Below are 25,372 nucleotides of genomic sequence, written 5' to 3'. Positions count from 1 at the left end.
ATTTGTTAAATATAGCACTTTTAGGAAACCCAAACGTCGGTAAAACTACAGTATTCAACCTACTTACAGGTTCAAACCAGTATGTGGGTAACTGGCCAGGCGTTACAATAGAGAAAAAAGAAGGATTTCTTGAAGACGATATAAAAATTGTCGACCTTCCTGGAATTTATGCGATGGATACTTTTTCTAATGAAGAAAAAGTTTCTAAATCATTCCTTGAAAAAGAGGACGTCGATTTAATTTTAAACGTTGTCGACGCATCAAACTTAACTAGAAATCTTTACTTAACTACTCAGCTTATGCAGTTTAACAAGCCAATAGTTATACTTTTAAATATGCTTGATGTTGCAAAAGCTAGAGGAATGGAGATTGATACTCATAAATTAGCTCGTGAATTTGGAGTGACTGTTATTCCAATAGTTGCAAAGAAAAAAGAGGGTGTAGATGACATAGCTTCTAAACTAAGAGAAGCTGCAAGAAAGCCGTTTATCTACTCTACTAACTGGGGAAATGAAGAGGAAACTTACAAAATAATAGAAGAAAAACTTGCTCTTTGTACAAATTTCCCAAAAGAAGATAAAAAGACTATAAGCGATAAGATAGACAGCATAGTGCTTCATCCAATATTTGCTTATCCAATATTCATAGGTCTTTTATTACTTCTTTTCAAATTTACATTTGACTGGGTTGGAGGCCCACTTCAGGAAGGATTTGCGGGACTTATTGAAAACTACATCGCCGCACCAGCAGATGCCGCACTTGCAGGTTCTAGCCCTTGGTTTAGATCTTTAATAGTAGACGGTATAATTGGTGGACTTGGCGGAACACTTCCTTTCTTCCCATTAATATGTACTTTATTCTTTGGAATATCTCTGTTTGAAGACAGTGGATACATGTCAAGAACAGCATTTTTAATGGATAGAATAATGAGAAGAGTTGGACTTTCTGGTAAAGCATTTATACCTATGATAATGGGTATGGGTTGTTCTTCTCCAGCAATAATGGCTACAAGAACTCTTGAAAGCGAAAAGGATAGAAAAATAACTGCACTTATAGCACCTCTAATGACTTGTGGTGCAAAATTACCAGTTTATGCATTATTTGTTGCAGTTTTCTTCCCTAAAAATCAGGCTATCGTTACAGCTTCACTTTACTTAGTTGGAATTGTGGCTGCGATAATAGTTGCACTGTTCTTAAATAGAACTACTTTCAAAAACGAGGTTGAGCCATTCATATTAGAGCTACCTGAGTACAAAGTACCTACAATCAGCGCTCTTCTAAAAAATACTTGGAATAAATCTAAAGGATTCTTAGTTAAAGTTGTTACTATAATGTTTGCGATGTCTGTTGTTATCTGGGCATTCTCTTCATTCAACTTTAACGGATTTACAGAAAATATAAACGACTCTTTCCTAGCTTATATAGGAAAAGTAATAGCTCCTATATTTAGACCACTAGGATTTAGCGATTGGAGAACTTCAGTTGCCCTTCTTACTGGACTTGGAGCAAAAGAAGTTGTTGTAAATACACTTAGCATACTTTACGGTAACCTTCCAGAAGTATTACCTACAGTATTTACAGGTGTTACAGCTTATGCATTCCTTGTTTTCACAGCACTTTACACTCCTTGTATAGCTGCTCTAGCTACAATGAGAAAAGAATACGGAAACAAGATGATGTTCACTTCTCTATTCTACCAGTTTGCACTTGCTTGGGTTGCTGGTGTAATAGTGAATATAGTTGGTAGTGCATTTGCTGCAGCAAATTCTCCAATAGAAATAGCTATAACTGCAGTGATTGTAATAATTACAGCCGTTATACTTATTAGAATCTTCACTAGACCAGGAAGCAGCTGCAGTAGTTGTAGTGGCGGTGGAGAAAATGGAGGCTGTGCTAACTGCTCAGCTTGCGGAAATTTAAAAACTTGCTCAATGAAAAACGAGAACTTACTTGATCAAATGAATAAAAGAAAATAGATACTGATATAAAAAAGGTAATGGTCTGATATCCGCTCCAGGCAATCAAGTTGCATTGTCGCTGGATATTCAGACCATTACCTTTTTATTCAGTTTATTTCCTGGTTATTCGTTTGTAAAAAATCGGTTCTCATTTTTTAATAGGTTTTAAGTTTTTTAATTTCTACCTACTAATTTTTATATCTACTAATTATTGTGAGTAAAATCTATATCATAGTTTCTCTATAATGTATTAGTTTGACCTTCTACTGAGAATGCAGACATATCCATATGCATTATAGGAAAGATAAATAATTCTATATCCAAATCAGAGTCAAATTTTTGCATTCTGTAAATAGGTCTACTAGCATCTTTATTCACCTTTACAGCTACATTATGATCCTCGTCTTCAATAGTCCATTCATATTTTTTCAAAGGTCTAATAACGTTAGTATTTCCCTGACAACAGAAGTATTTTTTACCATTTACAATAAAGAAATCTCTTTCATCCTTATTTTTACCCAATCCATAAAAACTAGCTTCACCTATTACCTCACCGTCCTTATAAATTTCATATTCTAATTTCAAGACAAAAGATTTAATTGTATTAACAATAGGAATGTAATCTATCAATCTATAATTTCTATTCCTTTGCCTCCATTCCCATATATGATTATTCACTATTTTCCATTCAAATTTTTCTGTATTATACCTATAGTTTGTATATCCAACTAAACTTGGTTTTTCTAGCATATGAAAAGTATACTCTTTTTTTCCATTTATCTTATCTTCTTTCCTAACTAACGTATACATAACCTATCTCCTCTCAGATTATTTTGAATGAAATATATTGGTAATTGTCGCATATCTAGTAAATGGAAGATATTCTACTTTTACCTCATCCCCTATTTTGCATCCTTTTGTATTTCCAACTCTATAATAACCACCATCTTCAAGATTTATTGATGTTCCTGATTTTTTAATTACAACACTACAAACTTCCTTATAATTTCCTCTCAAAACATATGGTAAATCTAAACAAGAAGGCAATGTTCCAAACATAAAGAAAACTATACATAATATCAGAAAAAATCTTTTCGATAATAAATTTAACCTTTCTTCATGCTTTTTAGCCCATTTTTGTTGTCTTGGATAAAAAAACTCCCGTTTTGCTATTTTTATCTTATAAAACGCAAGAATTGCACAAACTACAGCACTAAAACTCATAATAATGAAATATATCCAATATAAAGAAACTCTATCCGCACTCATAATACTCTCCTAAATTTTTAGTATTTTTCTTAATATATTATAAATAATTAAATTATATCATATCTTTCCAGCAGTTTTCTGCGAGCAATCTTTTTATTATCATAATAGGTTTATTTCTCAGCTAGTGAACTTTTATAAATAGATAGATTTTTCTAGCAAAATCCTATCTTTTGGCTTGGAAGAATTGCACCTTGCAAACTCGACAATCTGCAGAACTTTGCAACGCTTTGAAAGCTCCGCTTTAAAATGCAAAGTTCGAAGCCTGGAGAGGAGCTGGTGCATTCTGACAAGCTTAAAAAAAGATTGGATTTGCAGAAAAATCTATCAAATTTATAAAAGAAATCTAGCTAGAAATAAACCTCATTTTCTGCAAAAAAAAAGATGCCGCAGAAAACTACGGCACCCATATATTTCAATTATAATTATTTACTTAATTCTTTAGATTTTTCTGTGCATTCATGTATAGCATTTATTACAGCTGATCTTAATCCTAAATCTTCAAGAACTTTAACAGCTTCTATAGTTGTTCCAGCTGGAGAGCAAACCATATCTTTTAATTCACCTGGATGTTTTCCAGTTTCAAGAACCATTTTAGCTGATCCTAAAACTGTCTGAGCAGCGAATTTGTAAGCCTGAGGTCTTGGCATTCCTTCAAGAACTGCAGCATCTGCCATAGCTTCTATGAATAAGAATACGTAAGCTGGTCCAGAACCACTTACACCTGTAACAGCGTCCATTAATTTTTCAGTTACTATTTCAGCTTCACCAAATGATTCGAATATAGTTTTAACTTCTTCTAATTCTTCTTTAGTAACGTTTTTGTTTGCACATATACCTGCCATACATTCTGATACTAATGCTGGAGTATTAGGCATTATTCTTATAACTTTTTTGTCAGCTCCTACTATAGCTTCTAACTGAGCTATCTGTTTTCCAGCAGCTATAGACATAACTAACTGATCTTCTCTTACTAATTCAGCAAGTGGAGATAATGCTAATTCTACAACGTTTGGTTTTAAAGCTATTATAAAAGCGTCACAGTTTTTAACAACTTCTGCAGAGTCAGTTGTAACATTTACACCTAATTCTGCTTTTACTCTGTCTAATGATGGCTGATATAAGTCAGCAACAGTTATGTTTTCTGGTTTTACAAGACCAGCTTTAACTATTCCGCCTAACATAGCGCTTCCCATGTTTCCTGCACCTATTAATCCTAATGTTTTCATAATCAAAAACTCTCCTTATTGTATAATTTAAAAAATAAAATTAAAAAATATAAACTTTTTTTATTTACAGTTTATTTCGACATTGTCCTCACACATATTATTATAGCTAAGTATGTATCATTTATCCAATGCATCTTTATTATCGTTTTCCAACTTTTTATATCATTTTGATATCATAAGTAAAATTTAATAATTTAGTAAAAAATATAATAACAGGGGATAGAAATACTATCCCCTGAAAGTTACTAATTTTGTTTATTCTTAGAAGCTCTGTTCAGTTCTTCCTATTATTTCGTCCTGTAAAGCTCTACTTAAGTTGTTGAAGTGGTCACTGTATCCTGCAACCCTAACTATTAAATCTTTGTATTCATCTGGATTTTTCTGAGCAGCTAATAATACATTTTTATCGAATACGTTGAACTGTATATGATGTCCATCCATATTGAAGTATGCTCTTATTAAGTTAGCCATGTTGTCTAATCCTTCTTCACCCTGAACAACTGATGGTGCAAATCTCTGGTTTAATAGAGTTCCTCCAGTTATTAAGTGGTCCATTTTAGCACAAGATTTTATAACAGCTGTTGGTCCGTTAGTATCTCCACCTTTTTCTGGTGATATACCTTCAGAAACTGGTTTTTCAGCAAGTCTTCCGTTTGGACTAGCACCCATAACTTCACCGAAGTATACGTGGCAAGTTGTTGGAAGCATGTCTACTCTATATTCTCCACCATTTACTGTTGGTCTACCAGTTACTTCTCCGTGATATAAGTTGAATACTTCTTTCATTATATCATCTGCGTAATCGTCGTCATTTCCGTATTTTGGAGTTTTGTTTTTAACCATGTTAAGTTCTGCTTCATATCCTTCGAAGTTAGCTTCCATAGCTTTTAATAATGTATCCATGCTGAATTTTTCATTGTCATATACATTGTATTTTATAGCAGATAAACTGTCAGTTATTGTACCTATACCAACACCCTGGATGTATCTAGTATTGTATCTAGCTCCACCTCTCTGGTAGTCTTTACCTTTTGCTATACAGTCATCAACTATTGAAGACATTAATGGGCAAGGCATATGTTCAGCACATATTTTTTCTATTATAGCATTACCTCTAACTTTTACATCTACCATGTAGTGTAACTGTTTTTTGTAAGCTTCGAATAATTCTTCGTAAGTTTTGAAATCTCTTGGATCACCAGTTTCTAAACCAACCTGTTTTCCAGTGTATTTATCAAATCCGTTGTTTAATGTTAATTCTAATATTTTTGGTAAGTTCATGTATCCTGTTAAAACGTAAGCTTCTTTACCAAAGCATCCAGTTTCAACACATCCACTTGTACCACCAAGTCTAGCATCTTCTATAGTTTTTCCAGCGTTAAGAAGTTCCTGTATTATAGCTTCTGTATTGTAGAATGCTGGCTGTCCCCATCCTTTTCTTGATATTTCACAAGCTCTTTTTAAGAATTTCTGAGGAGTTTTTCTACTTATCTGTACGTTTGAACTTGGCTGTATTAATTTCATTTCGTCCATAACATCAAGTATTATGTAACTTACTTCATTTACACCATCCTGTCCATCTGGTCTTATACCACCAGTGTTAAGGTTAACGAAGTCAGCGTAAGTTCCACTTTCTTTTAATGTTATACCAACTTTTGGAGGAGCTGGCTGGTTGTTGAATTTAACCCACATACATTCTAGTAATTCCTGAGCACCTTCTCTAGTTAATCTTCCTTCTTCTACATCTCTTTCATAGAATGGGTTTAAGTGCTGGTCTAATCTACCTGGAGAGAATGCATCCCAAGTGTTAAGTTCTGTAGTTATACCAACGTGTACGAACCAGTACATCTGTATTGCCTGATGGAATGTTTTTGGAGCGTGTTCTGGTACAACGTCACAGTTTTCAGCTATTAATAATAAGTCTTTCTTTCTCTGTTCATCAGTTGTTTCAGCAGCCATTTTTCTAGCTAATTCTGCATATCTTTTACCGTATACTATCATTGCATCACAAGCTATAGCCATTGCTTCTAAGTCAGCTTTTTTGTCGTAAGCTTCTCTATCGTTTAAGAAGTCTAAGTTAGCTATTTCTGTTTCTATATCTTTTTTAAGATCTGCGAAACCTTTTCTGTATATTATGTCACCACAAACAGTGTGTCCTGGAGCTCTCTGTTCCATGAATTCTGTGAACATACCAGCTTCATAAGCTCTTCTCCATTCTGGAGACATAGCGTTAACTATTTTTCTTCTAGTCTGTCTTTTTTCCCAGAAAGGTATTATTATTTCTTCCTGTATTCTCTTGTCTTCTTCTGTAACTGAGAAGTCAACTATATCTCTATCGTTCATTACGTTCATATCTTCTATTGTATGACAGCATATTTCTGGATATGTAGGAGCACCCTGAGCTGAGTCACCTTTTTCCCCAACTATTAATTCACCATCATTTATGCAAAGAGTTCTGTTTTCCATGAAGTGTTTGAAAGATAAAGCTCTTAACACTGGCATTTCAACGCTACCTTCCCATTTTTTGTATGCTTCTGTAAATAGTACCGCTCTTTCTATTGATATATGCGGTTTAGTTGTTACACTTGCTTCTCTTAATTTTTTAGTTCTTGCAAAAGTTCCTCTTCCCATGACATTATCCTCCTATTTTTACATTTTGGAAATTATTGTTTTCAAAAATCATTTTGATTTCATTCATTTTTTCATCTGAAGGTTTAGTAAATTCGTTTCCTTCATATTCTTTATCTAGTTTAGTGTATTTGTGTTTTCCTATATCGTGGTATGGTAGTAAGTTGACAGCTTTTATATTTAGAGGTTTTAAAAGCTCTATCATTTTCATAACCTCTTCATTATTATCGTCAACGTTTACCCCACCGATTAATGGTATTCTTATGTTTATATATGCTCCATTATCGTTTAGGAATTTTAAGTTTTTAAGTATTAAATCATTTGATTTTCCTGTAAATTTCTTGTGTTTATCTTCGTCTACTAATTTAATATCGAATAAGAATCTATTAGCATATGGTAGTATTTTTTCGTAGTGTTCTGTAGGTGCATATCCACATGTATCTATTGCTACGTCAATACCTTTGTTTCTACATCCTCTAGCTAGTTCACAGATGAAATCTATATCCTGAACCATTACTTCACCACCTGATAAAGTAACTCCCCCGCCAGATTCTTCATAGAACATTCTATCTTTTTCTATAAGTTTTAATAATTCTTTTACTGTGTACTCATCTCCAACAATCTCTCTAGCATTGTTTACACAGTAGTCTAAACAAGTTGAACATAGTTCACATTTATCTTTATTTAATCCTACACATCCTTCTTTCATGTAGATTGCGTCGTGTGGGCAAATTTTTTTGCATTTTCCACAAGCTCCACATCTTTCCCGGTTGTATAGTACTTCTTTTGTATATGACTGACTTTCTGGATTATGACACCACACACATTCTAGTGGACATCCTTTGAAGAATACTGTACTTCTTATTCCTGGTCCGTCGTGTATGCTGCATTTCTGAAAGTTAATAACTAATGGTTTCATAAATGCATCTCCTAAATTTATATTCTATATAGCAATTTTATTGACAATTATTTAACTCTTTTGGGCAAAAGAAAAAGATAAATATAATCACTACTAAAATATTTATCTTTGAAAATAAAAAAATAATTGCAAATCAATTGCGCTTATCTAAAACAATAACCTTATATCTGAATATTATCATATGATATTTTTAAAGTCTATAATATTTGACAAACCTGCAATACCAATATAATATTGTTATTATTTTATTAATAACAAAAAGATATCGTTTTCTTAAACAAACTCTTAAAGCATTGGAAATACTATATTTCTATCATTTTAGGCATTTAACTTTTTATGTTATCTGTTTTTTTTACAATTTTAAAAGACAAAAAAAATACTGTAATGCTTTTACACATTACAGTATTTTTAGGCTACATAATCTTTTAAATTTTGTGGTCGTATTTTTTATGTAGCCTTTTTAGAGTTATATATATTTTAAAAAAAGGATGTCGTATTTAGATATTTATTTTCATTTTTAAATAATTTTTTTATTTATAAAATATCTTAATCTGATTATTTACCAAATGTTACTGTTAATTTCTGTTCTTTTCCATTTCTTAAAACAGTTATTTCAGCTTTATCTCCACTACTATATCCATATAGAGCTTTATTTAAGTCGTTCATACTAGTTATTTCAGTGTCGCCTAATTTTATTATTATATCGCCTGCTGCCATTTTTGCTTTTTCAGCTGCAGATCCTGAAGTAACTTCTGCTACATATACACCACTATCTCCTGTTAAATCCTGTCCAACAGCCTGTTCATATGTTTCAAGGTCTGTACCTTTTATACCTAGAGTAACTTTTTCATAGTTTCCATCTTTTATAACTTTACTTATTATATTTTTAGCTGTGTTTATTGGAATTGCAAATCCTAAACCTTCACCCTGAGATGCTTTTGCTGTATTTATACCTATTACCTGACCTTTTTCGTTTAGTAATGGTCCACCACTGTTACCAGAGTTTATACTTGCATCTGTCTGTATTAAACCTGTCATATTTGTTGACTGGCTTGTGCTTATTGTTCTATCAAGTCCACTTATTATACCCTGAGTAACACTCTTCTGAAGGTCTAATCCAAGTGGGTTACCTATTGCTATAGAAATATCACCAACAGCTACATCATCACTATTTCCAAGTTCTGCTGCTGTAAGTCCTGTTTTATCAACTTTTACTATTGCTAAGTCCATCTGAGAATCATACCATACTACTTTCCCATTTATATCTGAACCATCGCTGAATAGTACATTTACACTTGTTGCATCTCCATCAGATACAACGTGTGAGTTTGTTAGTATGTATCCGTTTGAGTCAACTATTATACCAGTACCAACACCCTGTGTTTCCTGTGGTATTGCAAACATATTGTCCTGACTTACACTAGTTGTTGTTATACCAACTACTGAAGGTGTCGCCTTTTTAGCAACTGCCTGATATACGTTCTGGCTTTTTGATCCTTCACTAACTACTATATTTGATGACTGTGAACTACTTCCTATTTTGTCTTTAAGTGCGAATAATGTAAGTGAACTACCTAGTATTGAACTTATTACCGCAACTACTGCTATTAATCCTATTCCCTTATTTTTTAGTTTCATATTTTTTCACTCCATTCTTTTTAGTTTGTTTTATCGCTAAACATTAGTTTTTTGTTTCTATCTTTTCTATGGTTTTATTATATTATCGTTAGCTTAATTAAAACTTAAAAGAGAGAGTTTTTCAAAAAATAAAAAAGACTGCTACAAAATTTGTAACAGCCTCAATTATTTATATTTTATTCTACAAAGTGTTTTTTCTGAGCAATTACTCTCTTAGCTATATTAACAGCGTGGTCTGATACTCTTTCAAGAGCTGTTATTATATCAAGGAATACAACACCGTTGTCTATACTACAAAGGTTGTTGTTTAATCTATACATATGGCTTGCTCTACAAGTTTTTTCCATCATGTCTACTTTTTCTTCTATCCGGAATACTTTATATGCTAAGTTAATATCATCATTTTTAAATGCTTCTAACGCACTGCTGTATGCAGATATTACATAGTTGTATATTTCTTCTAGCTGGTTCTTACCTTGTTCAGAGAACTCTAAATCTCCATCTATCATTATCTGAGAAAGTTCTGCTATATTCTTAGCATGATCCCCTATTCTTTCTATGTCGTTTACTGTGTTGAATAGGTTGTCTACAGCTTCTCTTGAGTCTTCATCTAATGCTGCAGTTTTTGATAATTTTAGAAGGTAATTAAGTATAATTTTCTGAAGCTCGTTTACAGTTTCTTCTTTAACGAAAACTTTTCCTAAGTACTCATCAGATTTTTCAATTATCGCTGATATTGAGCAATCTAAACTTTCTTTAGCTTTATTACCCATTCTATATGTTTCTTTTATAGTATTGATAAGAGCTATTGAAGGTATTTCAAGCATCTTATCGTCGATGTATTTGACTGTTTTGATATCTTCTTCATCTTCAGCTTTGTCTGGTATTATTCTCATAGCCATTTTAATTATTATATTATTGAATGGAAGTAATATTAAAACAGATATTATGTTGAATAATGTATGAGTATTTGCTATCTGTCTTGCAACATTTCCTGGGTCCATTCCTGTAACAAGTGAAACAACTGGTTTATTAAGGAATATTAAGAATAATACTGTTCCAAGTACGTTGAATATCAAGTGTATTACCGCAGCCCTCTTGGCATTTTTATTTGCACCTATACTTGAAAGAAGTGAAGTAACACAAGTACCTATATTCTGTCCGTAAAGTATTGGTAATGCTGCATTTAGAGGTATTAATCCTTCAGCTGCTAATGCAACTAGCATACCCATTGAAGCACTTGAACTCTGTACTATAGCAGTTATACCAAATCCTAGTAATAATCCTAAGATTGGATACTGTCCAAATGAAACTAACATATCTGTAAATCCTTTATAATCTCTTAAAGGCTCAACAGCGTCTTTCATAAATTCCATACCTGTAAATAACATACCAAATCCTATAAGGATTTCTGATATGTGTTTTACTTTTGGGTTTTTACCAAATAAGTAAAGTACTATCCCTATACCTAAAGCTACTGGAGCCATACCATTAAGGTTGAACGATACCAACTGTGCAGTAACAGTTGTACCTATATTAGCACCCATTATAACTCCAATTGCCTGTTTTAATGTCATGATTCCTGCATTAACAAATCCGACAACCATTACTGTAGTAGCACTTGAACTCTGTATAACCGCTGTAACACCTGTACCTACAAGTACTCCCATAAATATATTACTTGTCAAAAGTTTTATAATCGCTTTTAATCTTGTCCCGGCAGATTTTTGTAATCCTTCCCCCATAAGGTTCATACCATATAGGAAAAGACCAAGTCCTCCCATTAGACTTATTACTATGCTCAAAAAAATCTCCTCCTCTGTTATAGATTGTTTCTATTCGTTTTCCTTTATGCATATTAATTTTATAATAGCAAATTCAAAGATTAGTTTAGTTAAATCTATGTTAAAAATGTTAAGAGAACATAACAAATTTAACATTGTAATTTCTGCTTTTTTTATTTTTTTGCTTTGTAATTATATATTTATTATTTTACACTTTTGTATTTTTCTATTATTTTTTCAGCACATTTTATTCCATCTACTGCCGCAGTTACAATTCCTCCAGCATATCCAGCTCCCTCTCCACATGGGAAAAGTCCAGCTACATTCATAGCTTCAAGAGTTTCTTCATTTCTTACAATTCTTATTGGAGAAGATGATCTTGTTTCTACTCCTGTAAGTATTGCGTCGTGCATGTCAAATCCTTCTAATTTTCTACCAAGTTTTATAATTCCTTCTTTCATAGTTTCAACTACAAATCCTGGTAGACATTCGTCAAGAGATGTTAGAGTTATACCTGGGTTATATGAAGGATTGACATCACCTATACTTGTAGAAGCTTTGTCTTTTAAGAAATCTCCTACAAGCTGAGCAGGTGCATTGTAGTTTTCTCCACCTAGTTTGAAAGCAAGTTGTTCGTATTTTCTCTGGAATTCAACACCTGCTAGTGGGTAATCGCTGTCAAAGTCCTCAGGAGATACGTTTACTAATAGTGCACTGTTTGCATTTTCTTTGTCCCTACTGTGCTCACTCATTCCATTTGTTACTACCTCATTTTCTTCTGATGCAGATGCTATTACACTTCCACCAGGACACATACAGAATGTGTAAGCTGTTCTTCCATTAGATGTATGCTCAATTAATCTATAGTCCGCAGCTCCAAGTCTAGGATGGTTGAAATATTCACCGTACTGAGATTTGTTTATCATCTGCTGAGGATGTTCTATTCTCGCACCTATAGCAAAAGGTTTCTGAATTATTGTAACTCCTCTTTTGTAAAGCATCTCATAAGTATCTCTAGCACTGTGTCCTATTGCAAGTATAGCTGCTTCTACTTCTATTTTTTCGCTGTCATTTATTGTTATACTAGTTATTTTATTGTTTTCTATGCATATATCTGTCACCTGAGCTTCAAATCTAACCTCTCCACCAAGGTGTTTTATATCTTCTCTTATGTTTTTAACGACATTTTTTAGTATATCTGTTCCTACGTGTGGCTTGTGAGAATATAATATCTCATCTGGAGCATCGTGGTTTACAAGCTCTTCAAGAACTTTTCTACATCTTATGTCCTTAGCTCTTGTAGTTAGCTTTCCATCTGAGAATGTTCCTGCTCCACCTTCGCCAAACTGCACGTTTGATTTTTTATTAAAGATTCTATTTTTCCAGAAATTGTTTACATCGTCAGTTCTTTTATCTACATCTGATCCTCTTTCAATCATTATAGGGCAGTATCCATTCTGAGCTAATAATAAAGATGCAAATAACCCAGCAGGTCCACTACCTATTACCGCAATTCTTCCTTTTGGCTCTATATTTCCGCTCTTAACACCTATGTATGACTTCTGTTTTACCTGTACTACATCTTTATGTTTTCTTTTTAATATTTTTTCTTCGTTTTTTAATTCTACGTCTACAGTATATACAAACATCATATTGCCTTTTTTTCTAGCATCAATTGACTCTTTGTATATGCTGTATTTTAATAGTTCATTTTCTTTTATGCCTAGTTTTTTTATTACTAATTTTTTTAGTATGCTTATCTCTTCATCTATTGTAAGCTTTAAGTTTGATACTCTTAGCATAATTTTCTCCTTTCTAAATTTCTACCTTAAAAAAGGCCGTCTAAAAATCGGTATTTAAAATAATGCCGAACAGCAATCATGCCATTCGACATTAATTAAATACAAACTAGTTAGACGACCTTAACACTTCTTAGTTATAAGACCTCTTATTACTTTCATGTTGTTAAATACTTTTTCTATGAAGTTTTCTGCTTCTTCATTGTCAAGTAAGTTTATTTCAAGATTTTCGTCGTTTTCTATACCTTTTGATTCGCAGTAAGATTTAGCTAAGTCTATTAGTTCAGCTCTTTCTGCTTCTGATAAAGAAAAGTCTTTGTAATCTATTATTATGTACTGTTTTACGTTAGATTCGTGGTTTTTGTTGTAACCAATTTCTATATGGTATATTACTGCATATAGGTTTTCTCCATCTTTGTAAACTGGTACAGCTGGATTTGATTTTATATAATCTGTTGCCACTGCTATGGCATTTCCTAATTTTAAACTCATAATTTTATACCCTCTCTTTTTAGATGTTATCTAGTTTATCTAGTTAACTACATTATACTATAACATCTTTAGTACTGATATAAAAAATTTTCTTTTTTGACTTTTTTAATTGTTTTTACAAGTGTTTTACAATTACGCCAATTTTTTTATACTAAGCTTTTAATTCTTTTGCTCTTTTTCCTATTGTACTTGGGCTTATTTTATATTTTTCAGATATCTGCTGCTGAGTTGCTGCTATTGCATTTTCTTTTTTAATTAAGTATTCTACTGCTGCAGCCCATCCTGCTTCAGATCCTTTTATATCATCGTGGCTTGCTTCATATTCTTTCCAGAATGCTAAACATTCTTCTTTACAGTCTTCATCAGCAAGTTTATTTATTATTGATGCTATGCTTCCATCATCCTCTACTTCATTTGATACTTCTGTGTTTTCTACTTCTTTTGATTCAGCATTTAATGTTTCTCTTACATAGCTAGATACTTCTTCGTCTAGTAACTGCTGTAGGTATTTGTAGAATATATGAGTATTGTAAGCTAAGAATATTTTTTCATTTGGCCAGTCTTCTTTGTTGTTTTCATAGAATCCACCCATATCATTAACCATAAATTCTTTAGATCCTTCATCTATTTTTACAGTTATGTCTATTAGTATTCTTAATCCATTTACTTCTACTATTCTAGCTATTATGCTATCACCTTCTGAGAAGTCTTTTAGAAGTTTTATATCATCTACAGATACTGTTTCATTTAGTAGACAGTCTTTTAATATAGCTCTGTCGTTTTCTTTCTTTTCTATTGTGTATATGCTCACGTAAGAATTTATAAGGCTGTTCATTATTCTTAGTTCTTTGTCAGTTGCTTCGTTTTCTGCTGCATATATCTGTGTTAATGTACTTTTTCCTTCTAATAAGCAGTCACTTATGAAGTATGTGTTGAAGAATTTTCCAAATTTATTTTTTACACTTTCACTGTTTAGTATGTAGAATATGTCTTCAGCACTTTTTCTGTATTCTGCAAATCTTTCTTCTTTAGAGAAGTTTAGTATTTTTATGTATGTTTCAGCATATTTAGCCTGCGCATCCTCTACTATTTTTACTTTTCTTGCAAATCTTTCTATTTCTATATCTTTTTCCATACAACAATTTTTATATTTTTTTCCACTTCCACAGTAGCATTTATCATTTCTATTTAATAGCACTATTTTTTTCACTCCCTTATCATTTTTTATAACTTTTTACACATCTTTATATTTTATCATTTTTTTGGTAATCAATCTACTATTATTTCGTTTTCATTTGACAAGGAATGTTAATTTAGTTTTTATACAGTTTTAGAGTACATTCAAATGTTGTTTTTGTAGTTTTTTTAGGTGCGTTGTCTGTGGATTGGTCTATTTGTTCTATGTCTGGAATTATTGGTTTTGATATTTTAGATATGGATATTGATTTTATCATCTCTGACAGTCCTTTTGATTTTAGAGTATCTATACCTCTAAATATCTCGTCATATGTTCCGGTGAATTTTAGATTTATTTTAGATACTTCTAAACCATTTTCATCAATTTCCATTAGATTTTCTATGCTTTCTACGTATACAATCTTGTTTATCGCATTTTGTATTTCAATTACATCGTCTTTTTCAGAGAATAGTTTTTTGCTATTTTTTATTTTTTCAAGCTGTTTTAGTTCTGCTGCTTGTTTTTTATATTTTTCAACATCTTCTATATCTTGAGTAATTTTGCTTTTTTCATTTTTTAATATAACTTTCTTTTCTTCTATAGGATTTATTACACATACTTTTGTAGCCATTAGTGTTATGATTAGAAATATAAGTTTATAAATCTGTTTTTTATTGTTTTTCATACTAAAAACCCTCTCCAGAATCTATTTCAAATTTATATAAATCTCTGCCTTCTATTCTTTTTACATGAGATTCTTTTAGTAATTTATTTTTCATAAGCTTTTCTATTGTTTTTATATCCGTAGTCTTGCCTATAATATTAGTAGTATTTTGGTCTATGTATAGACTATCTATATTTTCTAATCCAGCTACTTCAAATATTTTCCTAACATTATTTATATCTATATTTTTATCATTAGTATTTTCTATGCTCTTTAGTTCTTCTTTTGAATCGAGTAATAGTGACTCGCTATCACTATTTCCCAAAATATAGCTCTGCATATCCTTTATTTCCTGTATGCTGCTAAAAATATTAAACGCTATTACACCTATAAGAACTAATGATAGTATTCTAGTTATACTTATGCTATTTCTTCTATTATATTCAAAGTAATTTTTTAATTTATATTCGTCTTTTTTCTTCAACATAATTATAATCACCGCTATTCAAATATTTTCTTAATTTAAAGGATTAAAAATATAGGCAATATTTTTAATCCTTTAATATATTAGTTTAATTTTCTTTTTATTTCGTCACCAAAGCCACTTAAGTTCATTGCAGAATAAGAGTCTAAATCATTTTGAAGATCTATACCTTTTGATTCTGCAATCATTTCAAATATTTTCATATCATCAATAGTGTTGCATCCAAATCCATATACTTTTTCAACATCGCTAAAAATATACAATATTACTTCATAAGTGAGATCTTTCTTTTTCACTTTATATTTTTTGTATAATATTTTGTTTAAATATACCCCTATATTTACCTCTTCCTTATTGAACATAACAATCCGTACATTTCCTGATGATAGGTGTTTTAATTCTTTTGTTTTGAAGTCTTTTAATTCACGTGGAAAGTCTAATTCTTTATCCTTCATTTTTCTCCCTCCTAATTTTTCAATTAATTATTTTAGCGGTTATGTTGAAATATTCTTTAGGCGATACTCTTTTATAGTTTCTTATATATTCAATATCATTTTCAAAGTCTATCTCCATTATTTTTGAAAATGTTTGAACCATTTTTATATCATCGATACATTTTTCGCCTAATACTAGTATTGATTTACATTTTCCAAATAGACTTTCTCCTATTTCCTGCGTAAATTCATCTTTTTTTATGACATAGCTGTTTTTTATCATTCTATTTGAGAATATACTTATTACTAAATCCTTTTCTCTAAACTCTACTACACCAAATTCTAAATTATTCATTGATTCCATCACATTCTTTTTTAACAATAATCTTTCCAATAGATTGAAGTTGGTGTGCATAGCTCTTTTTTCAATCCCTATTCGATCACATATTTCAGAAAATAGGTCTATGTACTTCTTTGGAAATAATACTACTTGTACCTCTGTATCCACACCATCATTATACATCTTTTTGTAATCTATACAATAGTTGTTTATAGAGCTATTACAAAATTCCTTAATTTCTATATCTACAGCTTTGATTATTGCCTTTTTCTTTATATCAGAATCTATCTTTATATTTTTTAGTATAATATCATTTTCTTGTATATTTATAAATATAGATTCACATTTTTTATATTTTAGTTTCTCATTTAAAATATATGTTGCAATTTCATTTATATAATCTTCTCTAGCATTTTTTTCTATAAAAACCCTATTATCCATTAAAATTTTTTTATCCACTTCAGATAATATTTCTATTTTATTATTATCTATTTTAAAAAATATTATCTTGCAACTATATTTTGTTGGATATATATTCAAATGAACAACTTCTTTTATACCTATCATATTCTTTTCTCCAATACACAAATTTATATTTTATTCTTTAACACTATTGTCTATCTTTGTTTCAGGCTTTGGATACATTATGTTTTCTCCAGCTTTAACTGTAATATTTTTACCATCATCATTTGTTTCTATGACAAACCCTTCTGCGTCTATACTTTGTGGTTTAGGCTCACTATTCAAATAACCTTTAGTAACTAAATTATTAACTGTTATCTGACTTGATGGTATCCCCTCACTCATAGCAATTATAGCTGCTGATGCTATATTAGATGCATTTGTATAATCTATATTTTTCTTTGCATTTGATTCTACTTTCCCGTATTTAACTATTGCAACACTTGCCAAAATTCCAAGAATTGTTACAACTATTATCATTTCAACCAATGTAAATCCAGGTCTTTTATTAGTCTTTATTTCTTCATTACTTATGCTAAGAATTTTATTAAATTTCATATTTAATCCCTCCTGATTTTTATCCGGCGATTTAATCAATCGCCGGATACTACAGTAATATTTCTTATTAGTCATGATTTTACAATTTTAATAGAATAACTTTTTAAATAGCTGTTATTGCGTCAAACATAGGCATCACTATAGCAATTATCAATGCGCCTATAACAATTCCCATTATTATTGTAATTATTGGTTCTACCAATCTGACAATTCTGTCTGTCATTATGTCTAGTTCATTCTCAAAAAAGTCATTTATATATTGAAAACTTCTTTCTATATTTCCGCTTTCCTCACCATTTTTTATCATGGATACAAACATATCGGGAAATATACTCGATAATTCTATAGATTTGGAGATACTATTTCCTTTATTGATATACCTAATAGATATTTCTAATTTCCTTTGTATATATACATTTCCTGTTATATCAGATGCTATATCTATTGCCTCTACAAGAGGTATTCCACTTTTTAGCATAATATACATATTTCTCGAAAAAGCTGCTGTCATAGACATTAAGTAATACTTTTTCAATATAGGAAAAGTACTTTTTAATCTATCTAACTTTTCTATATAATCTTCGCTGTTTTTTATAGATATATATAATAGACTAATTATTATAGTAAACATAGGAATTAGAATACTCATATATTCTTTTAAAAACATCATTACTGTTATAACTAAATAACTAAAAAATGGTGGCTCTATATTGTTACTTTCAAATACCAATGCAAAATTTGGTATAACTGCATACATTATAAAAATAAGCGCAACAAACATCATAATTAATAGTATTGCTGGGTATATCATTATTGACTTTAATTTTGATTTAATCCTATAATCTCTTTCATAATAGTTGGACATATCTTTTAGTACACTACTTAGTTTCCCTGAATTTTCTCCACATTTTATCATATTGCAAAAGAATTCACTAAATAAATCGCTACTTCTAAAAGAATTTTCTATTGAATATCCCTTTTTTATATTCCTTACAGTCAACAAAAGGTTATCTCTAAATTTTTTCTTTTGCTGTTCTGATATTACTTCAAGTATTTTATCTATACCTGTACCAGAATCTAAAAGTATTGATATTTGACTACATATTATCCTAAGATCTTTACTTTTTATTTTCTTTTCTTTTTTTAATTTACTAAATGTAGATAAATCCAAATTATCTATTTCCTTAAATCTAATTTTTTTAAACCAAGTTCCGTACTTCTCTCTCATCTAATACACCATTTTCTAAAAGTTCTTTTATACTATCTTCAAAGCTAATCATGCCCGTCTTATTTGCTACATCTTTTATTCTAGATTTATCAAAGTTGTCTCTTATAGTTTCTTTTATATCTTCATTTATTTCCATAATTTCATGTATAGCTGTTCTACCAATATATCCTCTTCCATCACAGAATCCACATTTTTCAACAAGTCCAGGTATATTTTTACAATGACCGCATTTTTTTCTAACTAATCTTTGAGAAATAACACCTATTAAAGATGATTTTATAAGATACGCTTTTACTCCCATATCATTTAATCTTATTATTGTAGACACCGCATCCTCTGTATGAATTGTACTTATAACTAAATGTCCTGTTATAGCAGCTCTGACAGCTATTTCAGCTGTTTCTGTATCCCTTATTTCTCCTATCATTATTATATCTGGATCTTGTCTAAGTATTGATCTAAGCCCTTTTTCAAAGGTTAATCCTATTTTCTCATTTACTTGAATCTGATTTATACCTTTTATCTTATATTCGATTGGGTTTTCAATTGTAGTGATATTTCTCTCTAAGTCCATAAGTTTTTTAATAATTGAATATACTGTTGTTGTTTTTCCACTTCCTGTGGGTCCACATATGAGTATTATTCCCGATTTCTTAGATATAATCTCTGATACAAGTTTCATTTCATCTTCAGTAAAGTCTGGTTTTGAGATATTTTCTATAAATATTTTCTTATTTAAAATCCTCATAACTATTTTTTCACCGTTTACAGTCGGTATAGATGAAACTCTTACGTCTACACTATTATCTTTATCCAATATTTCCAGCCTTCCATCCTGTGGTAATCTCTTTTCTGCTATGTCCATTCCTGATTTTAATTTAATAAAAGATACTACTTCAGGATAAAAAGCCATTGATATATTTTCATAAAGCTCTAGCTTTCCATCTCTTCTCATCCTAATTCTGAATTCTTCTTCAAAAGGTTCTATATGTATATCACTTATGTTTTGCTCTATTGCAAATTCTGTCATATTCTTAAATAACTTTTGAGCCCTATCATCATTATTTTCCATTCTAGAATCATACCTTACACTTATTTTCCTTTTGATTTCTTCCTCATCACCTTTTACTATAATCGGTTCTTTACCAGTAGCCAAACGTATATCTTGTATGAGTTCCAGGCTTTCCTCGGATGTTTCTATTGTTATTGTAGAATCTGTTTCATCCAATAAATATGCATTGTATTTTATTGATATTTTTTTAGGTATACCAACTTTCAATGTCATCTCTCCCTTCCAAATCTCAAATAAAAAGTTATTCTACTTTTATTATGGTCATTTCTCTTTTTCATATTCACAATTTATTATTTTCAGAATATTTTCTGTTTCAGACCCAATTTCGACAAATTTCGACAAATTCCTACAAAGACTTTTGTTTCTTTTTTTGTTAAAATATATATATAAACTAAATCGATAATTGTGCACAATCATCATTTAGAAATTTTTTAATAGGGAGTTTCTACAATGATAAATTCTAAGAAAAGCAAATTCTATAATAAAGTTGTCAGCTACGATGAGATTCTATCTTTAATCTCACTAGCTCAAAAAGGAGATTTAAAATCTAAAAACAAACTGATAAAACTAAACATAGGTCTAGTAAAAAAGGCTGTATCTAAATTTTCTTTCAGCAGCTTAGATAATGATGACCTATACCAGCTTGGCTGTATAGGACTAGTAAAAGCTATTGAAAGGTTTGATCCTAATCTAGGAAATATGTTCTCTAGCTATGCAGTTCCACTAATTGAGGGCGAAATAAAAAGATTTTTGAGGGATGATGGAATAATCAAAATATCTAGAGAACTAAAGACCATAGGTTGGAAAGCAAAAAAATACAAAACACAATACTTCAAAAAAACAGGCAAAGAAGCCAGTCTACAAGCTCTATCCAAAGAGCTAAACATACCAATAGAAAAAATACAATCAGCTCTAATAGCACTATCACCTGTTGAATACTTCAACATATACGAATCTGATAGCGAATACACACAGTTAGATCTATCTAACAACATAATCATGGAAGACAGCATTCCATACACAGAACTAATAGAGCTCAATGAGATAATAGACGAACTACCAGACCTAGAAAAAAAGGTCATGAAACTGAGATACTTTGAAGACTTCACCCAAGCAAAAACAGGTGAAATCCTGGGTATATCTCAAGTACAAGTATCTAGAATAGAAAGAAAAGCTCTAATGCTTCTAAAAAAAGAATACACAAACTAAAAAAAATACTGCCACAAGCATCTCTTAAAAGATGTCCTTGTGACAGTATTTTTTAATATTATTTATCATTTACAAGCACGTCCATAACTCCCTGAATCGTACTTACTTCAGCCTCTTTATATACCTCAAGCCCAAACTCCTCTATCGTCCTACTAGTCACAGGACCAATAGACACAAGCTTCTTGCCTTCAAGCAACTCCTTATAATTCTCTCCAGCAATCTCAACAAGATTCTTAACAGTAGAGCTACTTGTAAACGTAACATAATCCACATCAGATTTCAGTACATCCTCTGCAATCTCTCTACTCTTCTCATCTATAACAGTCTTATAGCTAAATACCTCTGTTACCTCACATATTTCCTTCAACTTATCTGCTAAAAACTCTCTAGCATTTTCAGATCTAGGAATTAAAATTCTATCGCTGCTTTTCACAGTCTTTTTCATCTCTTCAAACAGCGACTCTGCCACAAATCTTTCAGGCACTATATCAGCTTTTATACCTCTCTTCATAAGTTCCTCAGAAGTACCTGCTCCTATTGAACAGACTTTCACTCCAAAGAATACTCTTGAATCAAGTCCCATATCGTCTAAAGTTTCAAAGAATAGTTCAACACCATTTCTACTTGTAAATACAATATGTGTATAATCTCTTAAATTCTCTATCTCTTTTCTAAGCTCTGTATCGTCATTTTTCTCAATTTTGATAACTGGAAGCTCTACTGCCTTTCCTCCAAGAGAGTTTATTTTTTCAGAAAGGTCGCTGCTCTGTTTTCTAGCTCTAGTCACAACCACTTTCTTGCCAAATAAATCTCTATTTTCAAAGAAATTCAGCTTATCTCTAACCTTTACAACATCTCCAACAACGATTAACGATGGAGCTTTTACCTTTTTCTCCTGTGCAACTTCATACGCATTTTCTAAATCTGTAACAACTGTTCTCTGATTGTATCTAGTGGCCCAGCTTACAAAAGCAACAGGTGTTTTAGGATCTCTGCCTTCTTCTATAAGTCTATCGCTTATATGTTTAAGATTTCCTATACCCATTAAAAATACTAGTGTTCCCTTGCAGTTAGCAAGTGCATTCCAGTTAATTTCCTTATCCTCGTCTTCTCTTAGATGTCCTGTAATTACATGGAACGAAGACGCATAATCTCTATGAGTTATAGGTATTCCTGCATAACAAAGTCCACCTATTGCAGAAGTTATCCCCGGTACAATTTCAAAGTCTATCCCCTCATCGTAAAGTACCTCGGCTTCTTCTCCACCTCTACCAAAAACATAAGGGTCTCCACCCTTTAATCTAGTTACGATCTTTCCTTCAAGTGCCTTTTGAGCGATTACTTCATTTATCATATCCTGTGGAAGAATGTGATTGCTCGACTTCTTCCCAACATAAATAAACTCGCAATCTTCTTTGGCCTCTTTTAAAAATTTATCATTTGCAAGTCTATCGTATATTATTACGTCGGACTTTTTGATACACTCAAGACCTTTTAAAGTCATAAGTTTTGTATCTCCAGGCCCCGCACCTACAAGATATACCTTTCCTTTCATCAAAAATCCTCATTTCTATCTATTTAATTTAGTTTATTCTTCTCTATGCTTTTTCAAAACAAGCTTAGCCAAATTGCTTCCAAGCTCTTTTGGATTATCTCTATCCCCTTCAAGAGATGCAACAGTTATCTTTTCTCCGTCCTCATCTCCAAAAATTCCAGTAAGAGTCAATTTTTCTCCGTCTACTTCACAGTATGCACCCATTGGAATATGACAGCTTCCGTCTATTCCAGCAAGATAACTTCTCTCTGCATCAGTCTGAATCTGAGAAATCTCGTCCTTTATAGCATCTATCATCTTTTCAAGCTCTTCATCATTTTCCCTTATTTCTAAGGCAAGAGCTCCCTGTGCTGGTGCTGGTATCATTAAATCTACAGGAAGAAATTCTGTTATCTTTTCCTCTAAATCTGCTCTAATTACACCAGATGCAGCTAAAACTATCCCATCTAAATTTTCAGATTCGATTTTAGATATTCTAGTTTCTATGTTTCCTCTTATTGGAACAATATTTAAATCTGGTCTTTTTCTCAGAAGCTGATATTTTCTTCTCTTGCTCCCAGTTCCTATAGTAGCTCCTATTGGAAGTTCATCAAAACTATTTAACCCTTCTCTAAGTATAATTACATCTCTAGGGTCTTCTCTCTTTGGAACTGCTGCAAATTTTAAACCTTCAACCACCTCAGCTGGCATATCTTTCATACTGTGAACAGCTAAATCTATCTCACCTTCTAGTAGCTGACTTTCTATCTCCTTAACAAAAAGTCCCTTATCCCCTATCTTATCTAGTGATAAATGTAGGATTTTATCTCCCTTTGTTTTTATTATCTTAACTTCAAACTCAACCTCAGGGAATTTTTCTTTTAATCTATCAATCGCCCAATTTGTCTGTATAAGCGCTAAATTACTTCCCCTAGTTCCTACTCGTATCTTCATTTTTATCGCCTTTCTATTTATTTTTATAGCTTTTGTTTACTAGAATTGTTGAGAAATATGAAATCTTATCCTCAAGTCCAGCCTCTCTTAAATCCTTATATACAACTTCTCTCTCCTGAGATGAATTGCTGACAAGTATTGCATTGTCAATTAATCCATACTCTTCTAACTTAGCTATTACTTCCTTAAAATTCTTATAAACCTTCATCAAAACTATACAGTTGTAGTTTTGAAGTATAAAGTCTAACTTTTCCTCTTCTATTGTGCATGGAGTTACAACAAGTGCATCCGTATCCATAACTAGAGGGAAATTATTAGAAGATGCTATATTAGAAAACGAAGAAATTCCAGGTATTGTAACCACTTCCACATCCTCGCTAAGTCTTTCCATTATATAAACATAAGTACTGTAAATCATTGGATCTCCAAGAGTTACAAATCCTACATCTTTTCCATTTATATTTATCTCATCTTCTATCTCTAGAGCTATTTCTTCCCAAGCTTTTATTTTCTCTTCTCCGTTAAAATTCATCGGGAAATGTCTCTGTCTTATCTCTAAATCCTCTGGTAAATAGTCCTTAACTATCGACAAAGCTAAACTTTCTCCACCCTTTTTAGGCTCTGGAGTAAATAATATATCTATCTTTTTTAAAGTTTCCACTGCTTTTATCGTAAGTAACGAGCTATCTCCAGGCCCTGTACCTATTCCGTAAAATTTTGCCATTCTTTTCTCCTCTAAACCTCTTCAGCTTCTAATGCGTGCTGTACAAATTTCTGCTGAATTTTTTCTATCTCTCCAAGTCCTTTTAAATGAACTTCTGTTTCTATTCCTTCAGACTCTATTACAGTTTTCCAAGAGTCCTCTTCATCTCCTGCCATATCATTCTGTGCATGGTCTCCAGCAACAAGCATAAGTGGCATAAGGTGTACTTTTTTAACATCTCTTTCTTTTAATCTTTTCACTACACTGTCTATTTCTGGATAACCTTCAACAGTACCAACATAAACATCTGCACCCATATCTCTAAAATAGTACTCTATTGCAGGGTATGCACTGTGGCTTTCATGGTCAGTACCATGTCCCATAAGAACAACAGTTGAGTCCATTTCATCTGTTACTTCTTTTACAGCTTCAACAGTTTCTTTGTAGTCCTCTATTCCAAAAAGAAGCGGTCTACCAAATTTTATGCTCTTAAATTTATCCTTGTACTCAGTTATCTGATTTTTTAATTTCACATATTCGTGTCCACATATTATGTGTAATGTTTGAATAACTACTTCTTCGTATCCCATTTCATAAAGTCTATCCATAGCCTGAATTGGATTGTCTATCTCTATTCCATCTCTTTTTTTCAATTTATTTATTATCATATTAGATGTAAAAGCTCTAAAGAAATCATATCCTTCAAAAGCAGCTTTTATCTTATCCTCAACTGCATGTATAGTTTTTTCTCTAGTATCGTGGTAGCTAGTACCAAAACTTACAACAAGTATCGCTTTTTTCATGTACCTAATCTCCATTCATTTAATAAAATTTTATTTA

23 protein-coding genes are annotated in these 25,372 nt (G+C 31.5%); 2 read left to right on the top strand and 21 right to left on the bottom strand.

Translation table 11 applies throughout. The features are described 5' to 3' along the window. Nucleotides 1–2 precede the first annotated feature (2 nt). The gene (gene feoB, locus KGNDJEFE_RS02535) at nt 3–1,976 is read left to right on the top strand and encodes a ferrous iron transport protein B (RefSeq protein WP_006439642.1); all 1,974 of its coding nucleotides are present in this window, start codon (nt 3–5) and stop codon (nt 1,974–1,976) included. Nucleotides 1,977–2,198: 222 nt separating this feature from the next. Here feoB and KGNDJEFE_RS02530 read toward each other — a convergent pair whose 3' ends face one another. The 17 genes from KGNDJEFE_RS02530 to KGNDJEFE_RS02450 form a co-directional block, all read right to left on the bottom strand. After that, nucleotides 2,199–2,768, bottom strand: coding sequence for a hypothetical protein (locus KGNDJEFE_RS02530; protein ID WP_006439641.1), 570 nt, complete (start codon nt 2,766–2,768; stop codon nt 2,199–2,201). A gap of 18 nt (nt 2,769–2,786) precedes the next feature. Further along, complete coding sequence (locus KGNDJEFE_RS11880) at nt 2,787–2,975, bottom strand: hypothetical protein (protein ID WP_244949442.1); 189 nt, start codon at nt 2,973–2,975, stop codon at nt 2,787–2,789. Between the two features lie 674 nt (nt 2,976–3,649). After that, nucleotides 3,650–4,453 carry a pyrroline-5-carboxylate reductase gene (gene proC, locus KGNDJEFE_RS02520; protein WP_006439639.1) on the bottom strand — a complete coding sequence of 268 codons (804 nt, stop codon included), beginning with the start codon at nt 4,451–4,453 and terminating at the stop codon, nt 3,650–3,652. A gap of 261 nt (nt 4,454–4,714) precedes the next feature. Next, on the bottom strand, nt 4,715–7,084 hold the full coding sequence (gene hypD / locus KGNDJEFE_RS02515; RefSeq protein ID WP_006439638.1) for a trans-4-hydroxy-L-proline dehydratase: 2,370 nt from the start codon (nt 7,082–7,084) through the stop codon (nt 4,715–4,717). 4 nt (nt 7,085–7,088) lie between these two features. Then, complete coding sequence (locus KGNDJEFE_RS02510; protein WP_006439637.1) at nt 7,089–8,000, bottom strand: trans-4-hydroxy-L-proline dehydratase activase; 912 nt, start codon at nt 7,998–8,000, stop codon at nt 7,089–7,091. A 555-nt stretch (nt 8,001–8,555) separates the two neighbouring features. After that, entirely contained in the window at nt 8,556–9,638 is a 1,083-nt protein-coding gene (gene htrA, locus KGNDJEFE_RS02505) for a serine protease HtrA (protein WP_006439636.1), read from the bottom strand. Nucleotides 9,639–9,814: 176 nt separating this feature from the next. Continuing rightward, entirely contained in the window at nt 9,815–11,443 is a 1,629-nt protein-coding gene (locus KGNDJEFE_RS02500) for a Na/Pi cotransporter family protein (protein ID WP_040410347.1), read from the bottom strand. 182 nt (nt 11,444–11,625) lie between these two features. Next, entirely contained in the window at nt 11,626–13,224 is a 1,599-nt protein-coding gene (locus KGNDJEFE_RS02495) for an NAD(P)/FAD-dependent oxidoreductase (RefSeq protein ID WP_006439633.1), read from the bottom strand. A gap of 120 nt (nt 13,225–13,344) precedes the next feature. Then, nucleotides 13,345–13,713 carry a hypothetical protein gene (locus KGNDJEFE_RS02490; RefSeq protein WP_006439632.1) on the bottom strand — a complete coding sequence of 123 codons (369 nt, stop codon included), beginning with the start codon at nt 13,711–13,713 and terminating at the stop codon, nt 13,345–13,347. A 151-nt stretch (nt 13,714–13,864) separates the two neighbouring features. Then, the gene (locus tag KGNDJEFE_RS02485; RefSeq protein WP_040410346.1) at nt 13,865–14,923 is read right to left on the bottom strand and encodes a DUF7986 domain-containing protein; all 1,059 of its coding nucleotides are present in this window, start codon (nt 14,921–14,923) and stop codon (nt 13,865–13,867) included. A 103-nt stretch (nt 14,924–15,026) separates the two neighbouring features. Beyond that, the gene (locus KGNDJEFE_RS02480) at nt 15,027–15,575 is read right to left on the bottom strand and encodes a hypothetical protein (protein WP_006439630.1); all 549 of its coding nucleotides are present in this window, start codon (nt 15,573–15,575) and stop codon (nt 15,027–15,029) included. A 1-nt stretch (nt 15,576) separates the two neighbouring features. After that, nucleotides 15,577–16,041, bottom strand: coding sequence for a hypothetical protein (locus KGNDJEFE_RS02475; protein ID WP_006439629.1), 465 nt, complete (start codon nt 16,039–16,041; stop codon nt 15,577–15,579). Nucleotides 16,042–16,121: 80 nt separating this feature from the next. Further along, nucleotides 16,122–16,493, bottom strand: coding sequence for a hypothetical protein (locus KGNDJEFE_RS02470; RefSeq protein WP_006439628.1), 372 nt, complete (start codon nt 16,491–16,493; stop codon nt 16,122–16,124). Between the two features lie 19 nt (nt 16,494–16,512). Next, nucleotides 16,513–17,379 (bottom strand): hypothetical protein, encoded by an 867-nt coding sequence (locus KGNDJEFE_RS02465; protein WP_006439627.1) that lies wholly within the window; start codon nt 17,377–17,379, stop codon nt 16,513–16,515. Between the two features lie 30 nt (nt 17,380–17,409). Next, on the bottom strand, nt 17,410–17,832 hold the full coding sequence (locus KGNDJEFE_RS02460; RefSeq protein ID WP_071585580.1) for a type II secretion system protein: 423 nt from the start codon (nt 17,830–17,832) through the stop codon (nt 17,410–17,412). A gap of 103 nt (nt 17,833–17,935) precedes the next feature. Further along, on the bottom strand, nt 17,936–19,060 hold the full coding sequence (locus KGNDJEFE_RS02455) for a type II secretion system F family protein (RefSeq protein ID WP_006439625.1): 1,125 nt from the start codon (nt 19,058–19,060) through the stop codon (nt 17,936–17,938). Continuing rightward, on the bottom strand, nt 19,032–20,345 hold the full coding sequence (locus KGNDJEFE_RS02450; protein WP_006439624.1) for a GspE/PulE family protein: 1,314 nt from the start codon (nt 20,343–20,345) through the stop codon (nt 19,032–19,034). The genes KGNDJEFE_RS02455 and KGNDJEFE_RS02450 overlap by 29 nt, the downstream gene beginning before the upstream one ends. Before the next feature lie 237 nt (nt 20,346–20,582). Here KGNDJEFE_RS02450 and KGNDJEFE_RS02445 point away from each other — a divergent pair, with 237 nt between their 5' ends. After that, on the top strand, nt 20,583–21,341 hold the full coding sequence (locus KGNDJEFE_RS02445) for a sigma-70 family RNA polymerase sigma factor (RefSeq protein ID WP_006439623.1): 759 nt from the start codon (nt 20,583–20,585) through the stop codon (nt 21,339–21,341). A gap of 58 nt (nt 21,342–21,399) precedes the next feature. Here KGNDJEFE_RS02445 and cobA read toward each other — a convergent pair whose 3' ends face one another. Genes cobA through KGNDJEFE_RS02425 form a run of 4 tightly spaced genes read right to left on the bottom strand, consistent with a single transcriptional unit; the run spans nt 21,400 to nt 25,335 of the window. After that, nucleotides 21,400–22,896: a uroporphyrinogen-III C-methyltransferase gene (gene cobA, locus KGNDJEFE_RS02440; RefSeq protein WP_006439622.1), complete on the bottom strand. Its 1,497-nt coding sequence runs from the start codon at nt 22,894–22,896 to the stop codon at nt 21,400–21,402. 33 nt (nt 22,897–22,929) lie between these two features. Then, nucleotides 22,930–23,829, bottom strand: coding sequence for a hydroxymethylbilane synthase (hemC, locus tag KGNDJEFE_RS02435; protein ID WP_006439621.1), 900 nt, complete (start codon nt 23,827–23,829; stop codon nt 22,930–22,932). A gap of 13 nt (nt 23,830–23,842) precedes the next feature. After that, nucleotides 23,843–24,553, bottom strand: a complete 711-nt coding sequence (locus tag KGNDJEFE_RS02430; protein WP_006439620.1) for a cobalt-factor II C(20)-methyltransferase — start codon at nt 24,551–24,553, stop codon at nt 23,843–23,845. An 11-nt stretch (nt 24,554–24,564) separates the two neighbouring features. After that, complete coding sequence (locus KGNDJEFE_RS02425) at nt 24,565–25,335, bottom strand: sirohydrochlorin cobaltochelatase (RefSeq protein WP_006439619.1); 771 nt, start codon at nt 25,333–25,335, stop codon at nt 24,565–24,567. Between the last annotated feature and the right edge of the window lie 37 nt (nt 25,336–25,372).

Origin of the sequence: Peptacetobacter hiranonis (assembly GCF_008151785.1) — a bacterium.
GTDB lineage: Bacteria > Bacillota > Clostridia > Peptostreptococcales > Peptostreptococcaceae > Peptacetobacter > Peptacetobacter hiranonis.
This window is presented reverse-complemented; position numbering and strand designations above follow the sequence as displayed.

Bases quoted from the DNA above. Each gene is read 5' to 3' on its own strand.
- KGNDJEFE_RS02430 (WP_006439620.1), bottom strand. From the start codon at position 24,553: ATGGCAAAATTTTACGGAATAGGTACAGGGCCTGGAGATAGCTCGTTA.
- hemC (WP_006439621.1), bottom strand. From the start codon at position 23,829: ATGAAGATACGAGTAGGAACTAGGGGAAGTAATTTAGCGCTTATACAG.
- KGNDJEFE_RS02495 (WP_006439633.1), bottom strand. From the start codon at position 13,224: ATGCTAAGAGTATCAAACTTAAAGCTTACAATAGATGAAGAGATAAGC.
- cobA (WP_006439622.1), bottom strand. From the start codon at position 22,896: ATGAAAGGAAAGGTATATCTTGTAGGTGCGGGGCCTGGAGATACAAAA.
- KGNDJEFE_RS02460 (WP_071585580.1), bottom strand. From the start codon at position 17,832: ATGAAATTTAATAAAATTCTTAGCATAAGTAATGAAGAAATAAAGACT.
- KGNDJEFE_RS02470 (WP_006439628.1), bottom strand. From the start codon at position 16,493: ATGAAGGATAAAGAATTAGACTTTCCACGTGAATTAAAAGACTTCAAA.
- htrA (WP_006439636.1), bottom strand. From the start codon at position 9,638: ATGAAACTAAAAAATAAGGGAATAGGATTAATAGCAGTAGTTGCGGTA.
- KGNDJEFE_RS02490 (WP_006439632.1), bottom strand. From the start codon at position 13,713: ATGAGTTTAAAATTAGGAAATGCCATAGCAGTGGCAACAGATTATATA.
- KGNDJEFE_RS02510 (WP_006439637.1), bottom strand. From the start codon at position 8,000: ATGAAACCATTAGTTATTAACTTTCAGAAATGCAGCATACACGACGGA.
- KGNDJEFE_RS02530 (WP_006439641.1), bottom strand. From the start codon at position 2,768: ATGTATACGTTAGTTAGGAAAGAAGATAAGATAAATGGAAAAAAAGAG.
- KGNDJEFE_RS02450 (WP_006439624.1), bottom strand. From the start codon at position 20,345: ATGACATTGAAAGTTGGTATACCTAAAAAAATATCAATAAAATACAAT.
- hypD (WP_006439638.1), bottom strand. From the start codon at position 7,084: ATGGGAAGAGGAACTTTTGCAAGAACTAAAAAATTAAGAGAAGCAAGT.
- KGNDJEFE_RS02425 (WP_006439619.1), bottom strand. From the start codon at position 25,335: ATGAAAAAAGCGATACTTGTTGTAAGTTTTGGTACTAGCTACCACGAT.
- KGNDJEFE_RS02465 (WP_006439627.1), bottom strand. From the start codon at position 17,379: ATGATAGGTATAAAAGAAGTTGTTCATTTGAATATATATCCAACAAAA.
- KGNDJEFE_RS02445 (WP_006439623.1), top strand. From the start codon at position 20,583: ATGATAAATTCTAAGAAAAGCAAATTCTATAATAAAGTTGTCAGCTAC.
- KGNDJEFE_RS02480 (WP_006439630.1), bottom strand. From the start codon at position 15,575: ATGAAAAACAATAAAAAACAGATTTATAAACTTATATTTCTAATCATA.
- KGNDJEFE_RS02475 (WP_006439629.1), bottom strand. From the start codon at position 16,041: ATGTTGAAGAAAAAAGACGAATATAAATTAAAAAATTACTTTGAATAT.
- proC (WP_006439639.1), bottom strand. From the start codon at position 4,453: ATGAAAACATTAGGATTAATAGGTGCAGGAAACATGGGAAGCGCTATG.
- KGNDJEFE_RS02455 (WP_006439625.1), bottom strand. From the start codon at position 19,060: ATGAGAGAGAAGTACGGAACTTGGTTTAAAAAAATTAGATTTAAGGAA.